The sequence below is a fragment of the Gardnerella sp. DNF01195 genome, from assembly GCF_049244175.1.
Lineage (GTDB): Bacteria > Actinomycetota > Actinomycetes > Actinomycetales > Bifidobacteriaceae > Bifidobacterium > Bifidobacterium leopoldii.
The window spans coordinates 1,294,154-1,314,307 of the sequence record NZ_CP058383.1 but is presented as its reverse complement, the minus strand read 5'-3'; the positions used below and the strand labels follow the sequence as shown (position 1 = coordinate 1,314,307).

General features: G+C 42.6%; 17 protein-coding genes. 15 read left to right on the top strand and 2 right to left on the bottom strand.

Annotation, left to right across the window (positions count from 1 at the left end; all coding sequences use genetic code 11):
- Positions 1 to 86: 86 nt before the first annotated feature.
- The 15 genes from HXT43_RS05090 (at position 87) to HXT43_RS05020 (ending at position 18,947) form a co-directional block, all read left to right on the top strand.
- Positions 87 to 584 (top strand): hypothetical protein, encoded by a 498-nt coding sequence (locus HXT43_RS05090; RefSeq protein WP_004105595.1) that lies wholly within the window; start codon positions 87 to 89, stop codon positions 582 to 584.
- Entirely contained in the window at positions 577 to 1,287 is a 711-nt protein-coding gene (gene mtnN, locus HXT43_RS05085) for a 5'-methylthioadenosine/S-adenosylhomocysteine nucleosidase (protein WP_004105593.1), read from the top strand. Before HXT43_RS05090 ends, mtnN begins: the two co-directional genes overlap by 8 nt.
- Positions 1,288 to 1,493: 206 nt before the next feature.
- The gene (pstS, locus tag HXT43_RS05080) at positions 1,494 to 2,720 is read left to right on the top strand and encodes a phosphate ABC transporter substrate-binding protein PstS (protein ID WP_004574113.1); all 1,227 of its coding nucleotides are present in this window, start codon (positions 1,494 to 1,496) and stop codon (positions 2,718 to 2,720) included.
- A 106-nt stretch (positions 2,721 to 2,826) separates the two neighbouring features.
- On the top strand, positions 2,827 to 3,774 hold the full coding sequence (gene pstC, locus HXT43_RS05075; protein ID WP_174164405.1) for a phosphate ABC transporter permease subunit PstC: 948 nt from the start codon (positions 2,827 to 2,829) through the stop codon (positions 3,772 to 3,774).
- On the top strand, positions 3,775 to 4,827 hold the full coding sequence (gene pstA / locus HXT43_RS05070) for a phosphate ABC transporter permease PstA (protein ID WP_174164249.1): 1,053 nt from the start codon (positions 3,775 to 3,777) through the stop codon (positions 4,825 to 4,827). It abuts the gene before it with no gap.
- A 77-nt stretch (positions 4,828 to 4,904) separates the two neighbouring features.
- The gene (gene pstB, locus HXT43_RS05065) at positions 4,905 to 5,684 is read left to right on the top strand and encodes a phosphate ABC transporter ATP-binding protein PstB (RefSeq protein ID WP_004105584.1); all 780 of its coding nucleotides are present in this window, start codon (positions 4,905 to 4,907) and stop codon (positions 5,682 to 5,684) included.
- Between the two features lie 253 nt (positions 5,685 to 5,937).
- Positions 5,938 to 7,341: an NCS2 family permease gene (locus HXT43_RS05060; protein WP_421780947.1), complete on the top strand. Its 1,404-nt coding sequence runs from the start codon at positions 5,938 to 5,940 to the stop codon at positions 7,339 to 7,341.
- Between the two features lie 390 nt (positions 7,342 to 7,731).
- Complete coding sequence (gene rplJ / locus HXT43_RS05055; RefSeq protein WP_004105577.1) at positions 7,732 to 8,253, top strand: 50S ribosomal protein L10; 522 nt, start codon at positions 7,732 to 7,734, stop codon at positions 8,251 to 8,253.
- A 97-nt stretch (positions 8,254 to 8,350) separates the two neighbouring features.
- On the top strand, positions 8,351 to 8,731 hold the full coding sequence (gene rplL / locus HXT43_RS05050) for a 50S ribosomal protein L7/L12 (protein WP_004105575.1): 381 nt from the start codon (positions 8,351 to 8,353) through the stop codon (positions 8,729 to 8,731).
- Between the two features lie 587 nt (positions 8,732 to 9,318).
- A complete protein-coding gene (locus HXT43_RS05045; RefSeq protein WP_116442587.1) occupies positions 9,319 to 10,086 on the top strand; it encodes a hypothetical protein in 768 nt (255 codons plus the stop codon).
- A gap of 475 nt (positions 10,087 to 10,561) precedes the next feature.
- A complete protein-coding gene (locus HXT43_RS05040) occupies positions 10,562 to 11,452 on the top strand; it encodes an Abi family protein (protein ID WP_415688552.1) in 891 nt (296 codons plus the stop codon).
- A 530-nt stretch (positions 11,453 to 11,982) separates the two neighbouring features.
- Positions 11,983 to 13,191 (top strand): hypothetical protein, encoded by a 1,209-nt coding sequence (locus HXT43_RS05035; protein WP_421780945.1) that lies wholly within the window; start codon positions 11,983 to 11,985, stop codon positions 13,189 to 13,191.
- A 439-nt stretch (positions 13,192 to 13,630) separates the two neighbouring features.
- The gene (locus tag HXT43_RS05030; protein ID WP_004574107.1) at positions 13,631 to 14,971 is read left to right on the top strand and encodes an FHA domain-containing protein; all 1,341 of its coding nucleotides are present in this window, start codon (positions 13,631 to 13,633) and stop codon (positions 14,969 to 14,971) included.
- Positions 14,972 to 14,988: 17 nt separating this feature from the next.
- A complete protein-coding gene (locus HXT43_RS05025) occupies positions 14,989 to 18,747 on the top strand; it encodes a helicase (protein ID WP_174143424.1) in 3,759 nt (1,252 codons plus the stop codon).
- On the top strand, positions 18,744 to 18,947 hold the full coding sequence (locus HXT43_RS05020; protein ID WP_004105564.1) for a hypothetical protein: 204 nt from the start codon (positions 18,744 to 18,746) through the stop codon (positions 18,945 to 18,947). Before HXT43_RS05025 ends, HXT43_RS05020 begins: the two co-directional genes overlap by 4 nt.
- A gap of 131 nt (positions 18,948 to 19,078) precedes the next feature.
- On the opposite strand, the gene HXT43_RS05015 is transcribed toward HXT43_RS05020, so the two are convergent.
- Positions 19,079 to 19,858: an SAF domain-containing protein gene (locus HXT43_RS05015; RefSeq protein ID WP_174143425.1), complete on the bottom strand. Its 780-nt coding sequence runs from the start codon at positions 19,856 to 19,858 to the stop codon at positions 19,079 to 19,081.
- 112 nt (positions 19,859 to 19,970) lie between these two features.
- The gene (locus HXT43_RS05010) at positions 19,971 to 20,147 is read right to left on the bottom strand and encodes an FmdB family zinc ribbon protein (protein ID WP_004574103.1); all 177 of its coding nucleotides are present in this window, start codon (positions 20,145 to 20,147) and stop codon (positions 19,971 to 19,973) included.
- Between the last annotated feature and the right edge of the window lie 7 nt (positions 20,148 to 20,154).

The window sequence follows — 20,154 nt, the reverse complement described above, 5'->3', positions numbered from 1 at the left end:
CAATTAATTTCTACTTGGCTTATATTCCTTACTGTATTTGCCGCCTATTTTTGCATTATATTTTGCGTACAAGGGAGTGTGTTGAAATGTATAACAAAGACTTGAATAAAGCTAATAAAGCGAATAAAGGTTTTATGTGTAAAGCATTACCGGTGGTGCGTTATATATTGTTAGCTTTGATTTACAACGGTGTGCTTTTGTTGGCTCTTGCATGGTATCGTGGCACGCATAGCGCTGGGTATACGCTTGTTACGTTTTCTGCTTTGTGGTTTAGCGTTTTTATGCCGTTTGTAACTGGAATTGCTTTAATTGTTTTTGCTAGCGGATGGCGTCGCATTGTTGGTACTTTAGTTTGTGTGCTTCTTATAGCTGGATTTTTTGCTTTTCTTGCTTTGCAGGATCAAATTATTGCGTTTTTCAATGTTCCTGTTGTGAATCCTTGGTTTGATTTTACGTGCGGAGCATTGCTGAAGATTGCGACTTTGACTTTTGTTATTATGACTTTAGTATGCGTGTTTTTGGTTAAGAATAACGATAAATGCGTAAGTAGCGAAGTAAAAAAGGATGATTCTGCTAATGCCTAGTACTGAGAAAATTACGAAAGTCGCTGTTGTCGGTGCTTTAGAGGAAGAAGTTGCACATATTGCTAGCGCGCTTGAAAACGTGACTCACGATAAGTCTGCAAGTCTTGATGTATCTTGCGGCACTCTTGACTCGGCGAATGGCAGTAAAATCGAAGTTGCAGCTACGGTTGGCGGAATGGGCTTAGTAAATGCTGCTGCAACTGTGCAGTATCTTATTGACACATACAATCCTCAAGCTGTAATTTTTTCTGGAATTGCAGGAAATCTTAATAAAAATTTGCATACGAACGATGTTGTTCTTGGAAAGACTGTAAAATATCTCGATACTGATATGCGTCTAATCGGTCAGTGGAAGCCGTTTGCAAGCGAATTTCATTCGGATGATTACTTGCTTAAAGTAGCTAGCAATGTATTAACTGACATGAAAATCACGCATATTGCTGGAACGATTGCGTCCGGCGGATATTTTGTTGATTCGCAAGAAAAAGTTGCGGAAGTAATTGCAGCTACTAAAGCAGATGCAGTTGAAATGGAAGGTGCTGCTGTCTTGCATGTTGCTGCTCGTAATGACGTTCCTGCGCTTATTGTGCGCGCAATGAGTGATAATGCAGACACTGAATACGAAACTTTCCGCGCTTTCGATATTTCCGAATACGCGGACACTGCTGCAAAAATTACTGTAAATATAATTCGCAATTTGTGACATTTCGACACGCCGATGTAGTCGCCGACCTTCATTTTGCTTAGGTCGCGTCAAATATAACGCCAAATACCGCCGTTTTTGATACCCACTTTATTTTTGCCGGTGAGGTTTTACCCACCTGTTTACGATGGTTGCGTTAATAAAAAAAGATAGGGATTAATTAAGAAAATGCGCCCAATTCGCAATACGGCTATAGGAACGCGAAAATGTGGTGGGGCGCAAGGCAATTCTTCGCGAAAGGAAAGAAGAATATGCGTAACGATATGAATAAGTCAAATATGAATAAATTTAATATGAATAAAAGCGCACTTAAGTTCCGTAGTATTGCTGCTGCGGCGCTCACTTTCGGCTTGTGCGCAACTTGCGCTGCTTGCGGCGACAATAGTCCAGCGGGCAGCAACAACGCAACCGGAGCGCAGAATGCAAAAATTTCCGGCAATTTCCAAGGCTCGGGTGCTTCTTCCCAGCAGGTTGCAATGGAAGCGTGGATTGCAGGATTCCAATCTAAAAATCCGGGTGCAAAAATTGCCTACAATCCAACCGGCTCTGGTGCTGGTGTTACCACTTTTATGACAGGAGCCACGGCTTGGGCTGGTTCAGACAAAGCGTTGAGTAACGACGAAGTTGAAAAGTCTAAGTCGGTTTGTGCTCATGGAACTACGGCTTTCGACGTGCCTGTGTATGTTTCACCAATTGCGATTATTTTCAACCTTAAAGGTGTTTCTGATGCTGGCAAGCATATTAATTTGGACGCTTCGACGATTGCTAAAATTTTCGACGGAAAAATTACGCGCTGGAATGATGACGATATCAAGAAGCAGAATCCTAAGCTAAAGCTTCCAGACACCCCGATTACTGTTGTTCACCGCTCCGATAAGTCTGGCACAACGCAGAATTTCTTAAGCTATGTGAAGGATGCGGCTCCAGACGATTGGTCGCACGATCTTAGCGAAAACTGGCCAAATAGCGTCGGTCAAGGTGCAAAGGGCACTTCGGGCGTTGTATCTACTATTCGCATGGCGAATGGTGCGATTGGTTACGCTGATTTTTCACAGGTCGGTAAGCTCGGTACTGTTGCGGTGAAGGTGGGGGATACTTACAATGAGATTTCTCCGGAAGCTGCTTCTAAAACTTTAGCTGATTCTGAAATTGACGCAGACGCTTCTGAAAAATATCCTAATCGCGTTGTTATGAAAATTAATCACAATACGCAATCTAAGGGCGCTTATCCAATTGTGTTAGTTTCTTACGATATTGCTTGCCCGGTTTATAAAGATGCAGGAACTGCTCGATTTGTGAAGTCTTGGCTGAGCTACGTAACTAGCGCGGAAGGGCAGAATGCTGCTTCTTCTGCTGCTGGAACAGCTCCACTTCCACAAAATTTGGTAAGCAAAATTAACGCATCGATTAAGTCTGTTAAAACAGGAAAATAAAAACTTTACAAACTGATATTATGAACGTATCGGTTATAAAGGAGAATGATTGAGTTCTACGAAAAATGCGAAAGCAGTCGCGAATAGTGCAAACGAAACTGCTAAAATTTCTGAGAGCAATAGAAAAAATTATGTTGGCACTCATCTTGCAGACCGTCTTTTTAAAGGCGTGGCTGCAGGCTGCGGCATGCTAATTTTGCTTGTTCTTACGGCAGTTGCAGTATTTCTGCTGTTTTGTGCTTTGCCTTTAATAAGTGGAAATCACGATCAAGTAAGTCATGTGTTTGCTGATTTTACTGGTGGTAAGGCACATGATTTTATAAGCTATGTGTCTCCGCTTATTTTTGGCACAGTGCTTATGTCTGCGCTCGCGCTGCTGTTCGCATTTTTTGTGGCAATTGGTATTGCTCTATTTATTTCTTATTATGCACCTAAAAAAATTGTTCCGCTTTTCAGTGGAGTAATTGATTTGCTTGCGGCAATTCCATCCGTAATCTATGGTTTGTGGGGCGGATTGGTTTTGGTTCCAGCTATGTATCCTTTCTGGGATTGGGTTTCTAAACTTTTTGGCTGGATTCCGTTATTTTCTGGTCCGGCGGCTAATCCTTCTCGTTCTGCTGCTACAGTTGCATTAGTTTTGGCTGTGATGATTTTGCCGATTATTACTTCTATGGCTCGCGATATTTTCCAGCAGGCTCCGCGTTTGCAGCAAGAAGGTGCGCTTGCGCTTGGCGCTACAAAGTGGGAGATGATTAGATTAGCGGTTCTGCCGTTTGCAAAGTCTGGTATTGTGTCGGCTTCTATGCTTGGGTTGGGTCGTGCTTTAGGCGAAACGATGGCAGTTTTGATGATTTTGTCTCCTGGATTTACTTTTGGTATCAATATTCTCAAGGCTTCTCAAAATCAAACTATCGCAGCAAATATTGCAGCGCAGTATCCGGAAGCAAACGGACTTGGCGTAAGTGCGCTTATTGCAACCGGCTTAGTTTTGTTCGTTATTTCTTTTGCAGTCAACTTTATTGCTCGCAAAATCACAGGAAAGGCGGGCGCATAAATGGGGAATCAAATTAATAATATTGAAGTGCTTAGCGAGAATACTTTTGCCGAAAAGTCTGTCGAAAGTTCTGTTGAGAATTCCGCAGAAAATTCCGCAGCTCCGGTTATTGACTTCAACAAATTCCGCCCAACTCGCTCACACATAGCTGCGCGCAAACGTAAAGACATGCTTATGCGCGTGCTGATTTTCTTATCTTTTGTTGTGGCACTTATTCCGCTTATTTCTTTGCTTTTAACAACCATTATTAATGGTATTAAGCGCTTGAATTTTGATTTTCTCACTCATAACATGACTTATGTTGTGGGCGGAAATGCTACTGGAACTGGCGGTTATGGCGGAATTTTGCACGCGATTATTGGAACTCTTGAAATAACGCTAGGAGCTATGGTTATTTCAATTCCGATTGGTTTAATGTGTGCTGTTTATTTGGTTGAGTATTCTCGCGGAAACAAAATTTCGCGCATAATTAATCTGCTTGTTGACGTTATGAGTGGTATTCCGTCTATTGTTGCTGGCTTGTTTGCGTTTTCAATGTTTGCTTTTCTTGCTGGCCCAGGTACAATCAATGGTTTTGAAGGATCTGTGGCTCTTTCTCTTCTTATGATTCCAACAGTTGTGAAGTCTTCTCAAGAAATGCTAAAAATCGTGCCTAACGATTTGCGCGAGGCGTCTCTTGCTTTGGGAGTTACTCAGCAGCGCACAATTACAAAAATCGTTTTGCGCACTGCTCTTCCGGGAATTGTGTCTGGCTGTATTCTTGCGGTTGCGCGCGTTATTGGTGAAACTGCGCCACTTCTTATGGCTTCAGGCTTTATTGCTTCAACGAATCTCAATTTATTTGACGGGCAAATGACGACTTTGCCGGTGTATGTTTACCAGGAGTATTCCAAGCTTTCTGCGAATTGCCCTGCTAACGCGCCGGCTTCTTGTGTAACGTCAATTCCGATGGAGCGCTCGTGGGCTGCAGCTTTAACGCTTATTGTGTTGGTGTTGTTGCTAAATATTTTGGGGCGAGTTGTAGCTCGAGTGTTTTCTGTAAAGGCGAGATAAAGCGAAATAAAGTAAAGCAAAGCGAAGCGAAATAAAGCAAAGCAAAACGAATTAAATTTTTAGAAAGTGAGCATAAAATGGGTCAGCGAATTGATGTGAAGCATCTGAATATTTATTATGGCGATTTTCTTGCTGTAGAAGATGTGAATATTAATATTGAGCCAAATAAAGTGACGGCTTTTATCGGACCTTCCGGATGTGGAAAATCAACAGTTTTGCGCACCTTAGACCGCATGCACGAAATCACTCCGGGCGCGCGAGTAGAAGGACAGGTGCTTCTTGAAGGCCGCGATTTATATGGCAAAGATGTGGATCCTGTGGCTGTCCGCCGCGATGTTGGCATGGTTTTCCAGCGCCCAAATCCTTTCCCAACAATGTCTATTCGCGAAAACGTGCTTGCTGGAGTTCGTTTGAATAATCGTAAAATTGCTAAGAGTGATGCTGACGATTTAGTTGAGTGGGCTTTGCGAGGCGCGAACTTGTGGAATGAAGTTAAGGATCGCTTAGATAAGCCGGGTATTGGTCTTTCTGGCGGTCAGCAGCAGCGACTTTGCATTGCTAGGGCTGTGGCTGTGCATCCGCAAGTTTTACTTATGGATGAGCCTTGCTCAGCTCTTGACCCTATTTCTACGTTGGCTGTAGAAGATTTGATTAATGAGCTTAAAAACGATTACACGATTGTGATCGTGACGCATAATATGCAACAGGCTGCGCGTGTTGCGGACTACACTGCATTCTTTAATTTGAAGGCTGTCGGTAAGCCTGGTCATCTGGAATACTTTGCAGACACAACTACTATGTTCAACAATCCGCGCAATGCTGAAGCTGAGCGTTATATTTCCGGTCGTTTTGGCTGATTTGTTATATACTTTTTTGATTTCGGTGTATTTCCTTGGTCAGCACGTGCGCGTAAGGTCAGAGCTGTTCGGTTGTTCAAAGGTTTCGCAATTTTCATAATTTTATGTGAGATTTTGTGATGCCTTCGTTCATTCGACGAGTCGCAGTAACCTCTGCGTGAATGCCCAAATGTAATTGCGTACGCGATTGCTCAAGTGCTTTCGCCGCGCTTTTCTGGTCTTTTGCGCTTGTAAACCAAGGAACAGAGAGTTTATGGAAAAGTTCTTCCATCTCAAAGAAAACGGCACGAATGTATCAACGGAGATCACTGCAGGTCTCACTACATTCTTCGCAATGTCGTACATTATCATCGTAAATCCAAATGTATTAAAAGAAACTGGTATGCCATGGGGTGGCGTGTTCTTAGCAACAATTATTGCTGCTATTATTGGCACGCTTGTTATGGGCTTATTTGCTAACGTGCCTTATGCTCAGGCTGCTGGTATGGGCTTAAATGCATTCTTTACGTTCACAGTCGTAAAAGGCTTAGGCTTTAGTTGGCAGCATGCAATGTGCATGGTGTTCTTATGCGGTTTAATTAACATTATTATTACCGTTACTAAAATTCGTAAAATGATTATTCGTGCCATCCCGACTTCGTTACAACACGCAATCGGCGGTGGCATTGGTTTATTTGTGGCTTATGTTGGCATGGTGAACGTTGATTTGATTAAGTTCACTCCAAAGGATGACAAAGCTGCAAAAGTTGCGTCTCATTTTGGTGCAGCTCCTGCAATTCCAGGTCTTGCTGTTTTAAAGAACCCAGTATTGTGGTTGTTCCTCATTGGATTGCTTTTGGCAATCGTGCTTACTGTGTTGAATGTTCGTGGATCTTTGCTTATTTCCATTGTTGTTACTGCATTAATCGGTATTCCAATGGGACTTACAATCATGAGCAATTCTGTTTCAGTTTCAGAAGCTTTTAATAATTTGCCAACTACTTTCTGCGCAATATTTAGTGACAAAGGCTTCTCAACGCTGTTTGCAGACCCTTCGCGTGTTCCGCTTGTTTTGATAACGATTTTTGCATTCTCAATGTCTGATACTTTCGACACCTTGGGTACCTTCATTGGCACTGGTCGTCGTACAGGTATCTTCTCTGAGGCTGACGAAAAAGCTCTTGAAAACGGCTCCGGCTTTAGTTCCAAGATGGATCGCGCTTTGTTCGCTGATTCCATCGCAACTTCTGTTGGTGCAATTTTCGGTACTTCTAATACCACTACTTATGTAGAGTCTGCTGCAGGTATTGGTGCTGGTGGTCGTACTGGTTTGACTTCCGTAGTTGTGTCTATTTGCTTCGCGCTTTCTATAGTGCTTGCTCCTGTAGTTTCCGCTGTTCCTGCTGCTGCAACTGCCGGTGTGCTTGTGGTTGTTGGTTGCATGATGGCAAGCTCTTTGAAGGAAATTGCTTGGGATGATATTTCTGAGGCAATTCCTGCATTCTTCGCTGCAGTGTTCATGGCATTCTCTTACAACATTTCTTATGGTATCGCCGCCGGCTTTATCATGTACTGCTTGGTGATGACTTGCAAGAAGCGTGCTAAAGAAGTTCATCCAATGCTTTGGATTGTTTCTTTGCTGTTCTTACTTGATTTTGTTGCTAATGCTGTGCTGTAAATGTGCATTTAATGTAAGGGTGCATTTTACAAGTAGTGAACTTGTGAAACAAAAAATATAAAAGTAAAAATTAAAAAATTAGAGGGTATGTAAATTACATGCCCTCTTTTTTATTTCTATAATATTTCTCTTGACATTGTCCTAACAGCGTATTAAAATTACCCAACGTAAACCACAGACCGTTGGTGGGATCGCGAGATTCCTGAAATTGATGTGTCATGCCAGCACAGGTTGAGCGAGGATTTATAGCGGATCTCGTTATGAGTCGAAAATTTAGCACGCTTTAGTGCTTCTTATGTTGCTCTGCCAGTGCGCAGGGCTTTTTTATTGCCCTGTTTAATTAAGCTTGATGCGTTTCTTTCACCTACGGCCAATTTAGGAAGGAACGCCATGAAGAGGCCCGAAAAGGAAGCGGTAGTTGCCGAGCTTACGGAACTTTTCCGTAATGCAGACGCTATCTACCTCACCGAGTACCGCGGGCTTACCGTTCCGCAGATTTCTACTCTGCGCGAAAAGCTAGGCCGCGATACTTCCTACTCTGTGGCTAAGAACACGCTTGCTCGTATTGCTGCTAAGGAAGCGGGCATTGAAGGTCTCGACGAGCTTCTCGCCGGCCCAACTGCAGTCACCTTCGTTAAGGGTGATTTCATTGAGGCTGCTAAGACCTTGCGTGATTTTGCCAAAGAGAATAAAGCCCTCGTCATTAAGGGCGGTTTCGCAGATGGAACCGTTTACGATGCCGAAGGTGCAAAGCAGCTCGCCGACTTGAAGTCGCGCCCACAGTTGCTTTCCGAAATGGCCGGCGCGCTCAAGGGCACCATGTCCAAGGCCGCTTGCCTGTTCAACGCATTGCCAACCAAGGCAGTTCGTACAATCGACGCTTTGCGCGAGAAGCAGGAAAAGGCCGCTTGATTCCCTTGCAGCTTGCTGCATGAGACCAACCAAATATAAAAATGTTATGGTCGTAAGGCATAAAGTATGCCCGGCCAAGTAAGAAAGGAAGCCAATTATGGCTAAGCTCACTAACGAAGAGCTTCTTGAAGCTTTCGGTGAAATGACCCTCGTTGAGCTCTCTGAGTTCGTCAAGGCATTCGAAGATAAGTTTGATGTCGAAGCTGCTGCTCCTGTAGCCGCTGTTGCTGCTGCTCCAGCTGCTGCTGGTGCTGCTGAGGAAGAGAAGGACGAGTTTGACGTCGTTCTCACCGCTGCTGGCGATAAGAAGATTGCAGTCATCAAGGCTGTGCGTGCTTTGACCAGCCTCGGCTTGGCTGAAGCTAAGGCTCTCGTGGACGGCGCTCCAAAGGCTGTTCTCGAGAAGGCTAAGAAGGAAGATGCTGAGAAGGCTAAGGCTGCCCTCGAAGAGGCTGGCGCTTCCGTTGAACTTAAGTAGTTCTAACTTTTTGTTGCTTTGCGCGTAACGCAGTTTTATGCGTGTGTGCATAGTAAAAATTAGGCGGTAGGATTATTCCTGCCGCCTTTTTTGTTGCGTCCCAACCTTTTCTTTACTCGCGCGTAAAGTTTTTGCCGCTATTTCGCACGCAAACGACCTTTTATTTACACCGCTGTAAAGTTTTTGCCGCGTGCGATACGCGAGAAGCGGGTTGTCGGCGTGTCGCACAAGAGTGGCTATATTGCAACGGTTTTGCGGCTGGTTGGGGGAGTATTCAAGAGTTTCCTGAGAGTTTTCTGAGAAAAATCTTTAAAAACCTTGAAATTGACATTTTTACGAAAAATAACGCATAATACTGTATTTTTATTCTTGAAAATAGTTTGACTGAAATATTTTTATAAAAATATGAATGTTTTTTGTTAATGAGTTGTGTGTTGGCTCTTGACTTTTTCGAACGGGGGGGGGTATGTTAATAGCAAACGCCGGTCAGTCCTAGTTTGACGGGCGTGTGTGGCTCCGGTTGGAGTTACACAGCAAATTTTTCTTCGTGTACCTAGCACGAAGGAGAAGAAGAAAGGAAAAATATTATGTTGAATAAGAAGGCTATCGCCGCATTCGCTGCTGGCGCCACCCTCCTCTCCGGTTTCGCTTTTGCTGCACCAGCAATGGCTGATAGTGCGAATTTACCTCAAACAGCCATTGAGAATGCTAAGAAGCAGGAAAAGGCTGATGCAGCTGAGTTGGCTAAAAAAGTTGAAGAGAACAAAGCTAAGGAAAATAAGGCAGTTTTAGATAATCTCGATAAGTCCAAGGCTTTTGACAACTTCCTTAACGGTTCCGAAAAGGGAGACATTGTAAATGGTTCTTTGGGCACCTTGAATGGTCGTGGTGCTGCAGAGGTTTCAGCAGCTAGGTCCAAGGCTAATGAAGCTACTGCTGCTTTGAATGCTTTGAAGGCTAAGTGGGCTGATATGTTGGCTCAGGCTGATTATCTTGACGCTGAAGGTGAACATGAAGCTGCTGCTGCTTTGCGTAAGGCTTACTACACTAATGTTCCATTCTTAGATAGTATTTCTGCTGCTACTAAGAATGAGAAGGAAGCCAAGGATGAGCTTGCTAAAGCTGAGAAGGCTTACAAGGAAAGTAAGGAACGCTTTGCTAAGTTCTTGAACAATCTTGGTGGCAAGAAGGCTGATGTTAAGAAGTCTGATAAGAAGGCTGATAAGAAGGCTGCTGCTAAGACCCCAGTTGCTGCTGCTCCATTGGCTAAGACCGGTGCTGCTGTAGCTTTGGCTGCTGTTGCTGCTTCCGTGCTTGCTGGCATGGGTGCTGCTCTTCGCAAGATTCGTCACTAAGCTGTTAGCACATTAAGTGTGTTGATTGTTTAATGATTTGTGAGCGTGCTGTATGTAAGTATGGTGCGCTCACTTGTTAAATCTTTCACTCAACGTGCCGTAAATACTGTTCAGTGTTTTGCGGCGAGTTGCTTGTAGGCTGTTTCATAATTTTACTGTTTTGCCAGATCTCTTTCTTGACAGTGGGATTGTGGTATGGTTTGTGAGTGGGACTGTTGAGTGTAAGGCTGGTTTATTTTTAGGGAGATAGGCCAGTTTATTAAGGGCTTGGGTTTAGTGCTTTTATTTGGTACTTATTCTCCGAGCCCTTTTCTTTGTATTTACGTACTTATTTACTTACCTGCTTACCTACCTATCTACTTAGGCACTTACTCTTTTTGCTTTTCCTATTCTTTCTTATACTTGAATCATTAAAGGAAAATAAATAGTTTTCTTAGTTATTTAGATTATTTTGCTTATGGATAGGTGGTGTTTCATGTTACAGACAGAGCAACTTATAGATAAGCTAAAAGGTAAGGGTGTTACTTTTCAAAAATGTACAATTAAGGATGCTATTTCATTTTTGAATGAGCATAATTATTATGTTAAGGTCACTGCCTATAAAACCAATTTTCATAAGCATAATGGTAAATATGTGGGTCTTGATTTTATGGCTCTAAAAGATTTATCTACTATTGATATGTATTTACGACGTTGGATTATTAGTGCAAGTCTTAGCGTGGAACATTCTTTAAAAGTTAATATATTAAAAAATATACAAGAAAAAAATATTGATGAATTCAGTATAGTAAGTGAATATATCGCAAAGTATCCACGCATTATAACAGAGCTTAATAACAGACGTTCTACTGCGTATGTAAAGACTATATTGGGTAAATATACTCACCCCAAGTATCCTATATATGTTTTTCTGGAAGTGATTCCATTTGGAGAATTTGTTAATTTTTATAAGTATTACTGTTCAAAGTATGAATATAATGAATTTAATTGTACATTGTTGGATAGCATAAGGAATATACGAAATGCTGCCGCTCATAGCAATTGTGTTATTCATGATTTAACGAATAAAGATGGTTTTTACAATAGTTATTTAGCTTCTAGACTTGTTGAATTATTGCCTGATATAAGAAAAAGGACTATTCAAAACCGATTAAAAAATAACTGTGTGCAAGATTTTATTTCGCTGCTTATTGCGGTGGATGATGTTATAAAAAGTGAGGATTTGAAGAATCATTGTTTACAGGAAATCAAGGAATTGTTTGACGGTAGGATGATTACTAATAGGGACTTGTATAAGTCGTCTACATCAGTGCAACAGATGTATGCTTTTTGTAAAGAGATTGTATATAATGTACAGCCATCATAGTAATTTATTAGATACGATTTGAAAACGAAAGTTTTGCGGGCGATGCATTTATGCGTCGTCCGATTTTTTTATTTGCTGGGCTATAGGCCAAGAAGCAGTATTGCTTTTGTATGAACGTAGAGGAACTGCCGCGCGTGTTATGTAAAAGTGGGTTGTTGGCGTGTCGCGTGGGAGTGGCTATATTGCAACGGTTTTGCGGCTGGTTGGGGGAGTATTCAGGAGTTTCCTGAGAGTTTTCTGGGAAAAATCTTTAAAAACCTTGAAATTGACATTTTTACGAAAAATAATGCGTAATACTGTATTTTTTACTTTTAAAAATAGTTTGACTGAAATATTTTCGTAAAAATATGAATGTTTTTTGTTAATGAGTTGTGTGTCTGCTCTTGACTTTTTCGAACGGGGGGGGGGTATGTTAATAGCAAACGCCGGTCAGTCCTAGTTTGACGGGTGTGTGTGGCTCCGTTTGGAGTTGCACAGCAAATTTTTCTTCGTGTACCTAGCACGAAGGAGAAGAAGAAAGGAAAAATATTATGTTGAATAAGAAGGCTATCGCCGCATTTGCTGCTGGCGCCACCCTCCTCTCCGGTTTCGCTTTTGCTGCCCCAGCAATGGCTGAAGTTATCGTTCCAGATTGCCCAGTGAATAAGGACGATTGGAATCTTAAGAGCAAGAATGAGTCTATCGCTGCTGACGCTAAGAAGGCTTGGGATGATGCAAAGGCTGCTGTTCCAGCTGAGCCAGTTGCGCCAACTGCGCCAACTAAAGAAGCAGTTACTAAGTTGTACCAACAGCGTAATCCTTCAGGTGCGCTTGAGATGGTGAATCCTGTTCCTGCTAATACAGATCCAGCAGATGTTGCAGAAGCTCAGACATATGTAACTAGTATGAATACGTATGTTTTTAATAAAAACAACTACGAAGCTAAGCTCGCTGCTGCTAATGCAGCTCATGCCAAGTATCTCAAGGCTTTGGACAACGTTAATAACTGCTCTACCCCAGATCCAACTGAGGATCAGGTTAAGAGGGCTCTTATTAACAAGGTTCGTCTTGCTGAGATGAACTTGGACAACAAGGATGATGAACTTGCTGTTGCTAAGAATAAGTTCAATGATGCTTATAAGGCTTTGGTTGCTGCTATTGCTGAGTACAATGCTCGCATGGATGCATTCAGTGCTGCTAATGGAAAGCTCAACGCATTCTTGGCTTCTGGCGTGAATGATTCTGCTACCCTTACTCGTTTGCGTGATGCTGCAGATCGTGCTGAGGCTCACCTTAAGCGTGCAACTCTTGCTCTTGCCAAGGCTAAGGCTGCTTATGATGATGCTCTGGCAAAGGATTTGGCTGCTGTAGCTGCTTATAATAAGGCTTTGCAGACTTACAAGGATGTTTACAATGAGGCTGTTGCTGCTGGTGTGAACCCAGCTTTGTTGCCACCAGTTGTGACTTCTGATCCTTTGGCTCCAACATTCCCAGCTGTTCCTGGTTTGAAGCATGCTTATGCTTCTGCTATGAGCGGTAAGTTTGGTAAGGAAGCTAAGGCTGCTGAGGCTGCTGCTAAGCAGGGTAAGGATACCAAGGCTTCTGCTCAGCAGAACAGCAATGCTAACGGTGCTGCCGCTGGTGCAAACGGTGCCGCTGCTGCTGGTTTAGCTAAGACTGGTGCTGCTGTAGCTATGGCTGCTGTTGCTGCTTCTGTGCTTGCTGGCATGGGTGCTGCTCTTCGCAAGATCCGTCACTAAGCTGAAATCTGATTCAGTGATGAATCATTTGGGCTTTAGCTTATTGGTTGATCGTTGAGTCGGTTTTACTGTGAATTACTTAGTCTAGTGTGCTAAAAGGTGCGCTAGACTAAGTGCTTTTATAAAAATTTTGTGCTTGGCACGCTGTGTAGATCTTTTAGTTTTATACAGCAATTACTTGGTTTGCGTTTGCTTGTTGATATGGTTTGCCAAATTTCCTTTTTTACTATTGATTCAGGCTTCGTTAACCGATTAATGCTGAGCGCTTTGCGTTGTTGCTTTCCGCTAGGGACGGTTGGTAATATCGCAAGTTTCGAGGCTCGGGAGTTTCTTCCGAGCCTTTTGTTATTTTTATGCTTAAAATCAACAAATACTAGCGCAATATACACAAAGCATGACACAATAGTAAGTAGTATGTTTTTTGAAGGGAGCAGATCACGTGAGTGAGCGACAAACCGTGCAGCGCTGGATGATTACAGTTGGTGGTGTCGAGCAGGCACGTGTGGGTGCAGGTCAGTCTGTAGAGATTGGTCGAAAGCCTATACGCCCGTTGCGTGAAGATGGTTTCGCGCGCGTCGACATAGTAGATAACAAACGTTCTATGTCAAAGAGGCATGCGCTGCTAATTGTAGACATGCGAGGCGTGGCAACAATACGAGATTTGCATTCGACCAACGGTACGTATTTAGTCAGCGAAAATGGTGATTTGCTGCGTCTAGAGCCTGATGTTGATTTTCAACTTCCAGATAACTTAATGCGCATGCAATTCGGTGATGTTCCTGTTGATTTTGTGCGTGTAGAAGAAGAATCTGCTGAAGTTGAAAAAGATAACGCAGTGCGTAATCTGTTCTCTTATGCTACAGATGAATCGCATGATGAGCCTGCAGCTTCAGATTTATCGGTAGACCAAATTCTTGATTTGCGCGCTGGTGAGCCAACAGGTGTTTTCCATGCTCAATCAGTTTCGCATCCTGGGTTGTCTTGGAAACAAGGCATGCAAAATCAAACTCAGCTCAATGATGATTCGCAAACAGATGTTGCTCCAATCAATCATGATGTAACTTTGCCTGTTATGCGAGAGCAGCAGGAGGCTCCTGTAGAGCCGCGTAATTTATTTGCAGATGCGCAAGCAATTCAGCAAGAAAGTGCGACTAAAGAAGAACCTTCTCAACAAGATTCTGTGGTTTCTGCAGTTGATTCGGTTTCTGCAGTTGATCAAGCTGATTCGGTTGCTCAGGTTTCTTCGGTTACGCCAGTTAATTCGGAAACAAATGTATTGCAAAACGAAAGTTCTCAAGAATTTCCAGTATCTCCATTAAATTCAACTGAAACTTTTGCTGAAAATATTGTCAATACTTCAGCTTTTAATAGTGCAAATACAGGTTCTAATAATCTCGATATTAACAGTTTTGGCTCTACAAATCTCGGTACTACAAGTCTCGACTCTAATAATCTCGATATTAACAATTCTGATGCGGAGTACACACCTGCATTTGAGCCAGGCTCCGTATTTGAAAAAGTATCAAAAGGCGAATTTGACTCTCAAGAAAATGTAGTGGAAGCCGGCGGATTCACGTCAAAAGAAGCTGAAGAAAGTAGTGATTTTTCAAAGCAATTTGAGATGGCGCAATATTCGCAGTTGCTTCCGTTCTTGGCTGCAAACACTGGGTTATACGATGACTTGTACGCGTGGCTCGCAGCTCAAGGTAATTCTGAAGTAGATGCTGCACTAGCTAGAAACAGCGGTTATAGTGCATATCGCAAAGCTATTGAACAGTAAGCAAGTAGGGTGGGAATATGAGTGATACAAACAACGTGGAGCAGGATTCGTCAGAGCAAGTTTTTACTGATGCAGTAGTTGAAAATACTACGTCAGAGGATGGTTCTTTAGAAAAATCTGGCTCTAATAATACGAACAGCGCTCGTACTAACGCTTTACAACATATAGTTGAGTGGAAGCAGCAATATCAGGCTCAGCTATCTCCTTCTCCACTAGAAGATATAACGCAACTTGCTGCTCAATTAGAGTTGACGCATGCTCATCCTTCCGGAATTGCGCAACTTTTTGCAAGCGGAAAAGTAACATTAAAATCTTTATTCCGGGACGCTGGAATGTTGCGAGCTGCTGGGCGAAGGCTAGATCGAGTTTTTGAAGATAGAGACGCAAAAGCGCACGAAAGTGGTGTTTCCGAGCTTTCTTTAATAGTCGGTGTTGCATCGTGGAATGGCAACCATGTGCCTGTTCTTACGTATCCTGTGAAAGTTGTTCGTGACACTAATCAAGATGAAACCTCCGCCACTATTTATTTCTCTGGAAGTGTTGGGCTGAACAATTCGCTTGTGTCGCGTTTAAGTGAGCGTGGTGTTCAACTTAGGGAAGATGTTTTATTCGACGGATCTCAATATGAAAGTGGAACGCCAGAAACTTCTGTAGTGTTTGATGCTATTTGTAAGCAAGCTCGCTCAGCTTTTCCAGATTTTGATATTGAGCGCGATATTATACTTGGCTGCTTCACAGATGCTGGTTCGCGTTTCGTAGCAGAAAGTGAACAAATTATTAACGCTTTGCAATCTGGCAATGTTGGGAATGCAATGATTGACGCTATGGCTGGCGATGATCGAGCTATTCATAAGCTTCAGTCTGCAAATAAGCCAGAATATAGTCCTTTCGACGCAGATCCTCATAGCGAATGCGAAGTTGGTGAAGTAGATAACGTTGTGCGTTATGCAGCGGAGCTTGTTGCTTCTGGAAAATCTCTGTTCGTGGATATTGATTCGGGATCGGATTCAGCTGCGATTGCTGCTGCGATTGCTTCTCGTTCTGTGATTGCAGGACGTTCTGTGTTGTATGTGCCTAATGTTGTTGAACAGCAGAGGCGTTTCCGTTACACGTTGAATACGCATGAAATTTCCTCATTAGCATTAGACGTTGCGGATGGTCATATTGCTAAGCATGTCGATGCGCAGTTGATTGCAGCAGTTGGCGCTAGACATAGTATTGCGACTTCACGATTTGAGCAGGTTGCAGATGAGTTGGTTGGAGTGCGTTCTCGCCTTACTCGTTATTTAGGTGATCTTCATGGTATCAACGAAACTTGGGGAGTATCTGCATATCAAACAATCCAGAATCTTGCAGCAATTGCAATGTTCCCAACCCATCCGTCTACGCATGTGCGTTTAGATGTTGCCGCAGCGCACGCTATGACCGGTCATATTGAGGAGTGGTCGAAGAAATTCCACCAAGCCGATGAACTTGGAGAGTTTAGGATAAATCCTGAAGATACTCCTTGGTTTGGCGCGTCGATATTTGACGAAAATGAAGCTATATCTGTATATCAGCGTGTTGTAGACGTGCTTCTTAAGCTTCTTCCAGCAACTCGAGAACAAGTTAAAAGCACTGTGCAAAGCTGTGGTTTCCCTGTGCCAACAACAGCTCGTGAGTGGAGTCGTCAAGTTACAGTTCTCAAAAATTTGCGACGTGTACTTGACGTATTCCAGCCTGAAATTTTTGAGCGCGATTTAGATGCAATGATTGAAGCGAGTAAGCCGAAAGCTCAGCGTAAAGCCGAAGGCACAATTATGGGCTTCTGGGAACGTAGACATCATGTTCGAGAAGCGCGCAGCTTGCTAAGAGTTGGAGCTAAAGTCGATGATTTGCATGAGGCATTAAAGATTGTTGCGCAGCAAGCAGCTCAGTGGCGTACTTTCGTGCCTCACGGCGGATGGCCTGTTTTGCCGCCAAAATTGGATGATATTGTAAATACTCAAGAATTATTAGCAAGGCATTTAGTTGCTCTTGATGCAGTGTTAGCAACAACTCTTAAGGGTGCAGATCTTGAAAATATTGAATTTGCGCAGCTCGAAGCTCGTTTGCAAGATTTGCATGACGACAGAGCATCTCTAGATACTCTCCCTGGTCGTTGCAATTTGGAACGCGAGTTCAGTAAAGCGGGCTTATCTGATTTAGTCAGCGATTTGCGTCGTCGCAACGTTACAGGTAATGCAATTGACGGTGAGTTGCAATTAGCTTGGTGGACTACTGTTTTTGAAGATATCGTTAATTCTTCTGCAATTATTTCTCACCAAGATGGCTCAGCAATGCAAGATGCTTCTGATCGATTCGTGCAAGTTGATACAGAACATGTGCGTTCAATCGGTCCGATGGTTCAGCAAGAAGCTATGAGGCATTTGTGTGATTTATTGTTCTCGCATACGCAAGAAGCTAATCAGTTACATACTATGCTCGCCGGAAACCGTTCTGGAATTACTTTTAATAAATTATTGCGCAATTATGCGGAACTTGTTTTGGCTGCGAAACCAATACTTGTAGCTATGCCATCTACTCTTACTATGATGACTCCGTTGAGACCTATTGCAGATACTGTAATAATTGATTCGGCATCTCATATATCAAATATTGAGTTGCTATCTATTTTGTCTCGTGCTCGTCAAGTAGTAGTTTTAGCACATAAGCAAACAATAAGTTCTGAAAGCTTGCGTTCACTTATTTCATTACTCCCATCTGTAACAGTAGTTTCTAGAGCAACAAGGCGCTCGCTTCGTTTAGCGCGATTCTTGGAAGAATATGGTTACGGAAAGTTGCGTCACGACGTTCCTGTTGAGCGTTTGCAAGGCAAAGTTCGTTTGCATCAAATTGAAGCAACTGGAGTTCCAGTAATGTCTTCTGGGCTTATTGAAAGCAGCCAGCGTGAAATTGATGAAGTAGTTGAGCTTATTCGTCAGCGTGCGAATACGTTTACGGTTGTTCCTTCAAGCTATGTGCTTGTCGTAGTTACGTTGACAAACGTGTTCCGCAGTCGTTTGGGAGCTGAGTTGAAGTCTTTGTCTATTAAAGACGAAAACATGGCTAGATTCTTGCGACATGTGAGACTTTTGGGCGTTAATGAAGCTTCTGGAGCAATAGCAACAGATGTAATTATGTCGCTTTGCTATGCAAAGACATCTCATGGCAGACTTCTTCAGCAGTTTGGATTGCTTGAAGAAGAAGGTGGAAGCAGTATGCTTCTTGACGCTTTGGCTCTAGCTCGTCGTCATCTAGATATTGTTAGTGCGTTTACATCTAAAGATATGGAAGATGAGCGTTTGCACCAAGATGGTCCAAAGCTTTTGAAGAGTCTTTTGCAATGGGCTGAGAAGTTAAGTGATAAGCCGCTTCGTCCAGAAGATGCTAACGATGTTGAAGCGCAAATTGCTGCAGAAGCTGCGCAAAGGAATGTGCTATTTACTGATTTAGCTGAGCGTATTCGCTCGCGTGGATTAAAAGTTGCAGTCAACTATGGCTTCGATAATGGCGTTAGAATTCCTCTAGTAGTTGGACTTGCTGATAAGCCATTTGCTGTTGCTGTGCTTACGGATGATGCACAATTTATGAGCGTGCAATCAACTCGTGAACGTCATCGCATGATTATTCAGGATTTGGAATCCTTGGGCTGGTCAGTTATGACAGTGTGGAGCGTTGGAGCTTTTGTCAATCCTGAAAAAGAGGTTGATCGTGTTGTTTCTCGTCTTGGGGAATTGTATGGTGACAACGAATGAGTAAATACGATCCCAATAGAAGATCTCCCCGCAGGTCGGTTAGGGTTGTCCGTGAAGGCTCAGAGCTTTTTGATGCAGATGGCGTTAAACTCGAGCCTTCTGACGAGCTTACTTTGCAACAGCGTAATCAAGACGACGATAATCGTATTTTAAGCGAATTGCCGCCTCACTGGGCTGTATTTTCCGAGCGTATGAGTTGAGCTTGAAATACGCGAGAAGTAGCAGAATGATTTATTCTTGTTGCTGCTTGTTGCTGACTGGCTATTATCGCTAATTGCTAATAATTACCGCTGATTTCTACTAATCGTGTACGTATTCCATGACGGCAATCTCATTGTGACAATTTCATGGCAATAATTGCCAAAGAGGGGTTTGCAGACTGAGCTTGTAATAATCGCAACGCATCTGCAGCAGGCATAGCAAGAGTGGTAGTATTCTGCTGATTTTGTGAAGCTTGAGTGTTTTGACTTATTTGCATCACCATAACATTATGAACTACGCTAACATAGCGTTCGTCAATTTCTGCAATATTGTTTTCTTCAATATCGTGGTTTTTGTTTTTATCGTTATTTTCTGCAGTGTTACTTTTAGATTTTTCGCTGTTTCGGCTTTCTGCATTTTGAGAGTTAGAAATTTCTTCATCTTGCACAGGCTTGCTAAAAGCTAAATCGATTTTTTCGCCAGGAAGCAGTGTGTGATCTGCACTAGCTAAATGAATGGTAATAGAAGTGAATCCTTTTGGAATGCGCGGAATTTTACTTAATAGTGTTTGCAAAATTGGCATGCCTTTACGTATTTCACATGTTGCAACAATAGAAGCATTCGCGCTTATATTATTGGATAGCGCTTGATTAAATACTTTATGCTTAGGCACTCGAACGTATGCAATATCGTTTACGCTAACGCGTGAACCTTGCTGAATATTGTGTTTAGCTACTGCTATGACTTGAGTCTCTTGTGAATCAATAATAGTTGACACAACGAGTAAAGCCATCATTCCAGCACATAGCACAATAATGATTTTCCGCACGAAAGCGCGTTGCCTTCGCTGCAATAACGCACTATTTTTTGCGTTATTTTGAGATTTAAATAAAGAAAAATTTATGCTCATACTTGCATTTTGAAATATAAAAAATGCAAGAGCAAGAAAAATTGCGCACTGTGGATAAAACCTATTAGCGCGCAATATTTAAACAATAATTAATATTTATAATTTTACAAAATCATTTATCGGTTCGATAAAAGCCTTTGCCTTTAAAGTTGATTGGAGGAGCGGAGTACACTTTGTGCACTGCATCTTTCCCGCACTGAGGGCAAATGGTAATAGGGTCATCTGAAAATGATTGATGTTCTGAAAAATCGTATCCGCATTGCTTGCAACGATAATGATAAGTAGGCAAAAGTCCC

Coding starts and splice junctions, on each gene's coding strand:
- HXT43_RS05015 (WP_174143425.1), bottom strand. CDS start 19,858: ATGAGCATAAATTTTTCTTTATTTAAATCTCAAAATAACGCAAAAAAT.
- pstA (WP_174164249.1), top strand. CDS start 3,775: ATGGGGAATCAAATTAATAATATTGAAGTGCTTAGCGAGAATACTTTT.
- HXT43_RS05060 (WP_421780947.1), top strand. CDS start 5,938: ATGGAAAAGTTCTTCCATCTCAAAGAAAACGGCACGAATGTATCAACG.
- HXT43_RS05025 (WP_174143424.1), top strand. CDS start 14,989: ATGAGTGATACAAACAACGTGGAGCAGGATTCGTCAGAGCAAGTTTTT.
- mtnN (WP_004105593.1), top strand. CDS start 577: ATGCCTAGTACTGAGAAAATTACGAAAGTCGCTGTTGTCGGTGCTTTA.
- HXT43_RS05020 (WP_004105564.1), top strand. CDS start 18,744: ATGAGTAAATACGATCCCAATAGAAGATCTCCCCGCAGGTCGGTTAGG.
- pstB (WP_004105584.1), top strand. CDS start 4,905: ATGGGTCAGCGAATTGATGTGAAGCATCTGAATATTTATTATGGCGAT.
- rplJ (WP_004105577.1), top strand. CDS start 7,732: ATGAAGAGGCCCGAAAAGGAAGCGGTAGTTGCCGAGCTTACGGAACTT.
- pstS (WP_004574113.1), top strand. CDS start 1,494: ATGTGGTGGGGCGCAAGGCAATTCTTCGCGAAAGGAAAGAAGAATATG.
- HXT43_RS05035 (WP_421780945.1), top strand. CDS start 11,983: ATGTTGAATAAGAAGGCTATCGCCGCATTTGCTGCTGGCGCCACCCTC.
- HXT43_RS05040 (WP_415688552.1), top strand. CDS start 10,562: ATGTTACAGACAGAGCAACTTATAGATAAGCTAAAAGGTAAGGGTGTT.
- HXT43_RS05045 (WP_116442587.1), top strand. CDS start 9,319: ATGTTGAATAAGAAGGCTATCGCCGCATTCGCTGCTGGCGCCACCCTC.
- HXT43_RS05090 (WP_004105595.1), top strand. CDS start 87: ATGTATAACAAAGACTTGAATAAAGCTAATAAAGCGAATAAAGGTTTT.
- rplL (WP_004105575.1), top strand. CDS start 8,351: ATGGCTAAGCTCACTAACGAAGAGCTTCTTGAAGCTTTCGGTGAAATG.